Here is an 8,527-nt window from a genome sequence, read left to right on the forward strand (position 1 = left end):
TGGTCGGCCTTGATTGGCCGACCTCCTCTCTCGCGTGCACAGACGATCCATTTCTCCTTGAACAGCCCATAGAGTGATCGATATGAACTTCGTGTCACCTGCCAACATTCCGCTGCACATCGCCACAAGCGAGTCTGGCGAGAAGGCCGCTTCCGACGGGCAGGGCACTACCGCTCTGCAAGCTCGGATAGTCGCCGCTACCCATGTCGCCCGCTATCACGGCGTCGATCCCGACCCATCGGGGATCCGTCCCAATGCTGGCGGCGCCGCTCCCTCTTCGCCCGCGCTGGTGGAATGGCTCCGCCAATACGGCCTGTGGGCCCGCGCTGTGCGCCTCAGCTTCGGTCAGTTAATGAAACTCGACAACCCGGCGCCGGTCTTGCTGCTGCTTTCGGATGGCGGCGCCGCTGTCGTTGTCGGTCGCAATCATGAGCACGGCGTGCTTCTGGTGCGCGATCCGCTGGCACCCTCAAGCAAACCGCCTACGCCAATCGACGAACTCCGCCTCAAGCAAGTCTGGGATGGCACTGCGCTGCTCGTGCGCGCCTCGCGCGGCGAGAGCGAAGATGAGAGGCCATTCGACCTCGGCTTGCTCACCCGCATGGTCTGGGGTGAGAAATCGATCCTGCGCGATGTGGCGATCGGCTCGATTACCATCACCATCCTCAGCGTGCTCCCCGTCCTGATGATCATGACGACGCTGAACACGGTCGTCACATATCACAGCATGAACACGCTCACGCTGATCGTCGTCGTCCTTCTGATCGCGCTCGGCTTCGAGATGCTGATCGCATGGTCGCGGCGAATGCTGCTCATCACTCTCGCCACGCGGCTCGATACCAGACTTCACCTTGCGATATTCAACCGGTTGATGACGCTGCCGATCGACTTCTTCGAGCGCAATCAGGCCGGCGAGCTTTCCTACAAGGTGAGCCAGCTCTATCGCGTTCGCGAATTCCTCACGGGTCGCATGATTACGACCTTCATCGACGTCGCCATGGTGCTGCTGCTGCTGCCCGTGCTGTTCTACATGGAGCCGACGCTCGCCTGGACCGTGCTGGCCGCAGCGGCCTGCATCACCCTCATCATCTGGGCCTTTCTCCGCCCGCTCGCGGATCTGACAGGCAAGGTCATCCAGGCGGAATCGGACAAGGGCTCAACGCTGGTCGAGAGCATCTACGGCATCCGCACGGTCAAGTCGCTGTGCCTTGAATCCACTCGCGCAGCGGAATGGGATCAGCGGATTGCCACCGTCGGCGATCTCAACATGCGGATGGGCAAGCTCAGCAATTGGCCCATGGTGCTCGTGATGCCGTTCGAGAAATACACGCAGGCGGGCGTTCTGGCGCTTGGCGCGTATCTCGCGATGACCTCGAATAACCCGTTGTCTCTCGGCGGTCTGATCGGCTTCATGATGCTTGGCGGCCGCGTCGCCGGTCCGCTGGTGAATCTGGCCCGTCTTCTTCAGGACGTCCAGGAAGCGCGCCAGGCGTTGTTTCAGGTGGGATGGGTGCTCAACCGCCCGACCGAGAAGCGCGCGCTCACTCACGGATTGCGTCCGAAACTCGAAGGCGCGATCAGCTTCGATGAGGTGACCTTCAAATATGAGGGCAGCAAGTCGCCCGCACTCGACAACATAAGCTTTGCCATCGAACCCGGCATGATGCTGGGCGTGGTAGGGCGTTCGGGGTCAGGCAAATCCACCGTCACCCGCCTGCTCATGGGCATAAACCCCGAATATTCGGGCGCGATCAAGATCGATGGAATTGAACTGCGGGAGATCAACCTCCGTCATCTGCGCCAGAGCTTCGGGGCGGTGCTGCAGGACAACTTCCTGTTCCGCGGCTCGGTTAAGGACAACATCCTGGCCGGGCGGCCGGGCCTGAGCTTCGAGGACGCCGTGCGCGCGGCGAGGCTTGCCGGTGCCGAGGAGTTCATCGAGCGCCTGCCCCAAGGTTATGAGACCTGGATACAGGAGGGTTCCACCAACCTCTCCGGCGGCCAGCGGCAGCGTCTCGCCATCGCCAGAGCCCTGATCGCCGATCCCAAGCTGCTGATCCTCGACGAGGCAACTTCCGCGCTCGATCCGGAAAGCGAGGCGCTCATCAACGCCAACCTTCAGCGCATGGCTCGCGGCCGTACGATGGTGATCATTTCCCACCGCCTCTCGTCGCTTGTCGAGTGCGACAAGACCCTCGTCCTCGACCGCGGGAAGGTCATCGATATTGGTCCGCATCGCGAGTTGGTAGAGCGCTGCGCCGTCTATCGCCACCTCTGGCTTCAACAGAACCGCCACTCCGATTACCAAGGAAAAGTCCATGCCGCTCCTGCTCCCTCGTTTATCCAAGCCAGCTAAGGCGAAGCGGGCCGATACGAGCCCGCTGCCGCTTGCCGCCCTCGAATTCGAGAGCCCCTCGGCCGCGATCATCGCGAAGCCGATTCCAAGGCTGTCGCGCGCGACGAACCTCTTCGTCTTCCTGCTGGTGGTCTCCACAGTCGTCGCCAGCGGGTTGATCGAGATCGACAAGATCGTATCGGCCAGCGGCAAGCTGGTCGCCGACGCGCCGAATATCGTCGTGCAGCCCTTCGACCACTCCATCGTCGAGAGCATCAATGTGCGAAAAGGCGATATCGTTCGCAAGGGCCAGTTGCTCGCCCGCCTCAACCCGACCATCAGCGCGGCCGACCTAACGTCGATGCAAGATCAGCTCGATTCGCTCACGGCCAAGGCCGCGCGGCTCGAAGCACAGACTTCGGGCAAAGATTACGTGCCCGATCCGGCGAACTCTCACTCCACGTTGCAGGCCGCAATCTTCTATCAGCAATCCCGAGAGTATAAATCCTCGCTGGAAGCACACGATCAGAAGATAAACCAGTACCGTACCGAGATGGACGGCAGCAGCGCGCAGGCCGATCACTATCGCAAGCGTCTTGGCCTCGCAGCAAATGTCGAGGGTATGCGCCAGGAGCTTCAGAACCTCCAGGTCGGCAGCAAGCTGAATACGATCCTCGCCACGGACGCCCGGCTGAACATGGCGGTTGCGCTTTCCCAGATGGAATCGGAAAGCGCGCAAGCGGGCCGGAAACTCGCCGCCGAGGAAGCGGAACGGGAAGCCTACGTTAATCGCTGGGATGCTCAGCTCTCGCAGGAACTCGCCGATACGCGCCGCAAGCTGGCGCAGGCACGCCAGGACTTTACCAAGGCCAACTTGCATAATCAGCTGGTGGTGCTGACCGCGCCGCGCGACGCAGTTGTGTTGTCGGTGGCGAAGATCTCGGTCGGCTCGGTCGTCACCAGTGCCGAACCGCTGATCCAACTCGTGCCGCTCGACGCGCCGCTATCGGTCGAGGCTGACATTTCCGGCATCGACAGCGGCTATGTTCGCTCCGGGGATCAGGTAACAGTCAAGTTCGATACCCTGCCCTTCCTGCAATATGGCAGCGCGAAGGGTACGGTGCGTTTGATCAGCGCGGACAGCTTCAGCCCCGAAGCAACGCCTCAGGAAGGTGGTTCCAGCCTGCCGAACCGGCCCCGCACGCTCTACTACAAGGCCTACATCTCTCTCACTGAAATGCAACTGCACGATACTCCGCCCGGCTTCCGCCTGATGCCCGGCATGCCGCTCACCGCAGACGTCAAGGTCGGCACACGCTCCATATTGGAATATTACGTATCGAAAATTCTTCCGATTGCTCACGAAAGCATGCGCGAGCCAGGAGCCTGACAGCATGATCGGGTTGGATATACTGCACAAGTTGCTTGACCGCCTCGTTGCCCGCTCACCGAAGCGGGCGCGGGCACGGGCCGAGCGCCTCTCGAAGGCGGCACCGGAACGCGCCCTTGCGCTTTTCGTAGCCGCAGCTGAAGCGGGCGACGCGGAAGCGGCGTTTATTGTCGGCGAGCGCTACCTTGAGGGCAAAGGCGCGCTTGCGCATCCCGTCTCCGCTGCACGATGGTATCAATTGGCTGCCGAGGCCGGGCATGTCGAGGCGCAGTGCCGCCTCGCCGCCCTCCATCTGTTCGGTGTGCCCAAAGCGGCTGTCGGAACCGATGAAAGACTGTTCGAGTCAGCTGATTCGGACGCGCCCGATTACCACGCCGCCGTGGTCTGGGCAAAGAAGGCGGCCGAAACAGGCGCGCCGGATGCTCAGGCCATGCTGGCTTTTATTCTCTCGTCGGGGCCGGAAGAATTGCGCGATCCCGATGCTGCGTTCGAATGGTACCGAAAATCGGCCGCGCAGGACTGTCCGCAGGGCAGGCTCGGTTACGCCATCGCGCTGATGCTTCGCACCGACATCGCAAACAATGCGCTCATGGCGCGCGATGAACTCCTTCGCGCATCGGAGGCGGGGCTACCCACCGCGCATTACCTGCTGGGCGCGGCAGCGGAGGGCGGATTTGGTACGGCGCTGGATGAGGCGGAAGCGCGGCGGCTCTATAGTCTCGCCGCCGAGGCTCAGCACATCGCTGCGCAAATAAAGCTCGGTCTGATGCTGCTCGAAGGTCGCGGCGGGCCGGTTGATCCATTGAACGGCGAAAGCTGGCTGCGCCGCGCGGCGGTCGCGGGCGAGAGCGAAGCGGCGATGCACCTCGGTGAGCTTTATTCGCGCGGTGGCACGCTGCCGCCGAACTATATCGAGGCGGCGCATTGGTTTCGCACGGCGGCCGAACAAGGCCATCAAGCCGCTGCCAGGGCTCTCGGCACGCTCTATCTTACCGGGGCGGGCGTGGCGCGCGACCCGGACGAGGCGGCGGCCTGGTTCAAGCGAGCCGCCGAGGCGGGCGATACCGTTGCCCAGGCTGACCTCGCCGTGCTGCTTCAGGATGGCGGGGTGACGACCCTCGATAATCGTGACCTCCCGGTGCATGAATGGTTCGAGCGTGCCGCCGAGCAAGGTGATCTTATCGGCGCGTTCAACTATGCGGTCTGTCTCGCTGAGGGCATCGGCGTGCCACGCAACGATGCGCGCGCCGCCTTCTGGCTGAAAAAGGCCGCCGACGAGGTTGTGAGCGCGCAATATTGGTATGGCCGCATGCTCGCCGATGGCCGGGGCCTGGATCAGGACGACCGCGAAGCCGCCGTCTGGTTCGAACGTGCCGCCGACGACGGCATGGCGGATGCACAAGTGGCGCTCGGTGAGTTTTATCTTCAGGGCCGTGGCGTTCCGTACGATCCGGAAGCGGCGAAGTCGCGGTTTCTCTCGGCCGCTGAGGCGGGCCACTCCGGCGCAATGTTCGCTCTCGGCATCATGCACAATGATGGGACAATTATCGGGAGTGATCATGACGAGGCGCGGCGCTGGTTCAGCCGCGCTGCCGAGCAAGATCATTCGGGTGCGGCCCTGATGCTTGCTCGCTATGCGGCGCAAGGGCTTGGCGGGCCGAAGGATGTCGAAGCTGCGCGCGTCTGGTACGACCGTGCGGCGGCGCTCTGCGCGCAGGGGGCGGCAGAGGAACTCGCCACGCTCGACCTCAAGCTGACTGAAGAAGCTAAAGCGCAGGTGGAAACTGAAATGGCGTGATCCCGCTGCCCGATGGTCGGTCAAGCAGAGAGCCGGGCCCTGAGACCTCACGGGCTGCGCCGTCACGTTCATTGTTGAGCGAGCAGGTTTCGCAGCCGCACGGGCAATCGGCCGGGAGCTTTCAGCTCCGCACAGCTTTTCTCCCATAGATTGAGGTAGTGGTGCAGAGGAACCCCACTTCGTCCCGGCCAACGATTCAGCGCACCCAAGTCCGCGACCATGGTGGCGTCGCTTTGCAGCAGATCGAGCATGGTGGAGACCGCGCCTGCGGCGGCTTTAACTCCGCCGTTCACATGAAGGGAAGCTTCATGTTGGTTAAACCAATTGCGCAGCGACGCCGTCTCGTCTTGCTCCTTCGAGGCCGCGCGATAATTGACGACCATCTTTTCCCGGTAGTCGCGGATGGCGTCAGCGAACGCAGCGTCTCTCGGGAACGGAGGCGCGTGCTCCCACGCGTCCGCAAGAAGGCCGAGGCCCCGCAAAGAGAATGCCTCTACCAGCGCTTCCTCGATCCATTGACAGGGGGTTTGGGGCTTTGCATCCGACTGCCAGCTATTGCAAAGCACATGCCCGAGCTCGTGCCCGAATTGATAGGCGAGTTTGCACCAGTCGCGGGTGCCAATACTGACGATGATCCAGCCAGTCCGCGGCGGCTGAGTGTGAAGCCATATCGAGGGCAGCGTTCCGGCATGGTTATCGACCCGCAGCCTATCCGGCTGGCGGTCCGAAACCAAGGCCACGCCCGCCAGACAGGCCGTGCGCATGCGCTCGATGACCGCCGCCGCATCCGACGGCGCGGACCCACCCCACTTGCCTCCAAGTTCCAATGGCGCATCGAGAACAAACACACTGTTGCAAATGGGCCACGCCGGGGTGGTTTTCAACGGCAGCAGCAGGCCGCCCCCGAGCAGGAAAAGAAAGTGCCTCCGTCTCATGATCGGCCGGTGATGGGCATGTGCACCTCACTCAACTTCGGCCGGATCGCCGCTAGTCCGCTCAATCGGAAATTGCAATGAAAAACAAAAACCAGATAATTTGTTTAAACATGATCGTCAAGAACGAAGCGGCCGTAATCCGGCGTTGCCTCGACAGCGTGCGGCCCATCATCGGTTATTGGGTGATCGTGGACACGGGGTCCACCGACGGCACTCAGGACATTATCCGCGAGCATCTGCGCGACCTGCCGGGCGAGTTGCATGAGCGGCCCTGGCGCGATTTCGCGCACAATCGTACCGAGGCGCTGGAGTTGGCGCGTGGAAAGGGCGATTATACGCTGATCATCGACGCCGATGATGTGCTGGAATTTGAACCGGGCACCACGATCCCCGAATTGACCGCGGATCAATACACGATCGAGATCCAGCATGGCAGCATCGTGCATTCGCGTACCCAGATCGTCCGCAGCGCACTTCCGTGGCGTTGGGAGGGGGTTCTGCACGAATACCTCACGTGCGAAGAGGCTTCTTCAGACGGACAGCTTCCGGGCATCCGTTTGAAGGTCAATGATGATGGCGCCCGCCGGAAAGATCCCGAGACTTACCGGCGCGATGCCAGGGTACTTGAGACTGCATTGAGGACCGAAACCAACCCGTTCCTCATCGCCCGCTACCGTTTTTATCTGGCACAGAGTTATCGCGACTGCCGAGAGTCGGTTCGTGCATTGCAACAATACCTGATCCGGGCTGAGCTTGGCTTCTGGCAGGAAGAGGTATTCATCAGCCTTTATTCCGTCGCGCAGTTGAAGGAAGAACTCGGACACGCAGAACGGGACGTTATCGACGCGTATCTTCGCGCTGCGGATGCCTCGCCATCGCGGGCGGAAGCGCTGCACGGGGCGAGCAAGTTCTGTCGCCTCAAGGGGCGAAACGAGGAAGGATACCAGCTCGCAAAGCGCGGGTTGCAGATTCCCATGCCCTCGGATGGGCTGTTTGTCGAAGCCTGGATTTACGAAACCGGCCTCCTGGATGAGTTCTCTGTCAATGCCTATTGGTCCGGTCATATGCGGGATTGCCTCGATGCAAGTTTGAAGCTTCTCGCGTCGGGTAAGCTCTCTGACGAGGATCGAACGCGCGTGTCTGCGAATGCACGATCCGCGAGCGAAAGCCTGGATCAGGATCGGAACCTTGGATCGCTTGCCGCCGATGATTTCCTGCAACAGCACGCCTTGGTGGCCCCAAGAATGCTACGCTCGCGCTTGAAAACTGCGCCTCGCGTGCTCGTTGCGATACTTGCAAAGCAGAAGGAGGAGTTTCTGCCGCTCTATCTCGAATGCATCGAGTCGCTCGATTATCCCAAATCTTCGATTGTTCTCTACATCCGTACCAACAACAACACCGATGGGACAGAACGCATATTGCGGGAGTGGGTGGAGCGAGTCGGCAACCTCTACGCCGACGTGGAATTCGATGCCGAGGAGGTGGAAGTCCCTGTAGAGCGATTCAGCGTCCATGAATGGAACGAGACGCGGTTTGATGTGCTGGGGCACATCCGAAACGTCAGCCTGAGCCGCGCCCTCGCCCATCGGTGCGACTTCTACTTCGTAGCTGACGTGGACAATTTTATCCGGCCGTGCACGCTCCGCGAATTGGTGGCGCTCGACCTTCCGATTGTCGCGCCATTCCTGCGCTCGCTGTCACAGGACGATCCATATTCGAACTTTCATGCGGAGATTGACGCCAGCGGATATTTCGAAGATTGCGACCAGTATTCCTGGATCCTCAATCGTTGGATACGCGGTGTGATCGAAGTGCCCGTTACGCATTGCACGTATCTGATCCGCGCCGACGTGCTGGGTGACTTGGCTTACCGGGACGGAACCGCTCGTCACGAGTATGTGATATTTTCGGAAAGCGCGCGCAGACATCGCATCCTGCAATATTTCGATAACCGCCAAGTATACGGCTACATCGCATTCGGCGATGGTCATGATCGTTACATCGCGGGGGGCGCGGAGCTGGCGAGAGAACTCCTGCGAGGCGATCCCATGTTCGGACACGGCTCGGCG

5 protein-coding genes are annotated in these 8,527 nt (G+C 61.3%); 4 read left to right on the forward strand and 1 reads right to left on the reverse strand.

The features are described 5' to 3' along the window. Nucleotides 1-82: 82 nt before the first annotated feature. The 3 genes from T281_RS14635 to T281_RS14645 are packed head-to-tail and all read left to right on the forward strand — an operon-like array spanning nt 83 to nt 5,523. Nucleotides 83-2,356: a peptidase domain-containing ABC transporter gene (locus T281_RS14635; RefSeq protein WP_199502417.1), complete on the forward strand. Its 2,274-nt coding sequence runs from the start codon at nt 83-85 to the stop codon at nt 2,354-2,356. Further along, nucleotides 2,319-3,725 carry an HlyD family type I secretion periplasmic adaptor subunit gene (locus T281_RS14640; RefSeq protein ID WP_037240919.1) on the forward strand — a complete coding sequence of 469 codons (1,407 nt, stop codon included), beginning with the start codon at nt 2,319-2,321 and terminating at the stop codon, nt 3,723-3,725. The genes T281_RS14635 and T281_RS14640 overlap by 38 nt, the downstream gene beginning before the upstream one ends. A 4-nt stretch (nt 3,726-3,729) precedes the next feature. Then, nucleotides 3,730-5,523: an SEL1-like repeat protein gene (locus T281_RS14645; RefSeq protein ID WP_155955276.1), complete on the forward strand. Its 1,794-nt coding sequence runs from the start codon at nt 3,730-3,732 to the stop codon at nt 5,521-5,523. Nucleotides 5,524-5,591: 68 nt separating this feature from the next. On the opposite strand, the gene T281_RS14650 is transcribed toward T281_RS14645, so the two are convergent. After that, entirely contained in the window at nt 5,592-6,458 is an 867-nt protein-coding gene (locus T281_RS14650; protein ID WP_037240921.1) for a hypothetical protein, read from the reverse strand. Between the two features lie 110 nt (nt 6,459-6,568). Between T281_RS14650 and T281_RS14655 the strand changes: the two genes are divergently transcribed. Beyond that, nucleotides 6,569-8,527, forward strand: a 1,959-nt coding sequence (locus T281_RS14655; RefSeq protein ID WP_245269256.1) for a glycosyltransferase family 2 protein, incomplete at its 3' end; no start/stop codon positions are given.

The sequence above is a fragment of the Rhodomicrobium udaipurense JA643 genome (genome assembly GCF_000636015.1).
Lineage (GTDB): Bacteria > Pseudomonadota > Alphaproteobacteria > Rhizobiales > Rhodomicrobiaceae > Rhodomicrobium > Rhodomicrobium udaipurense.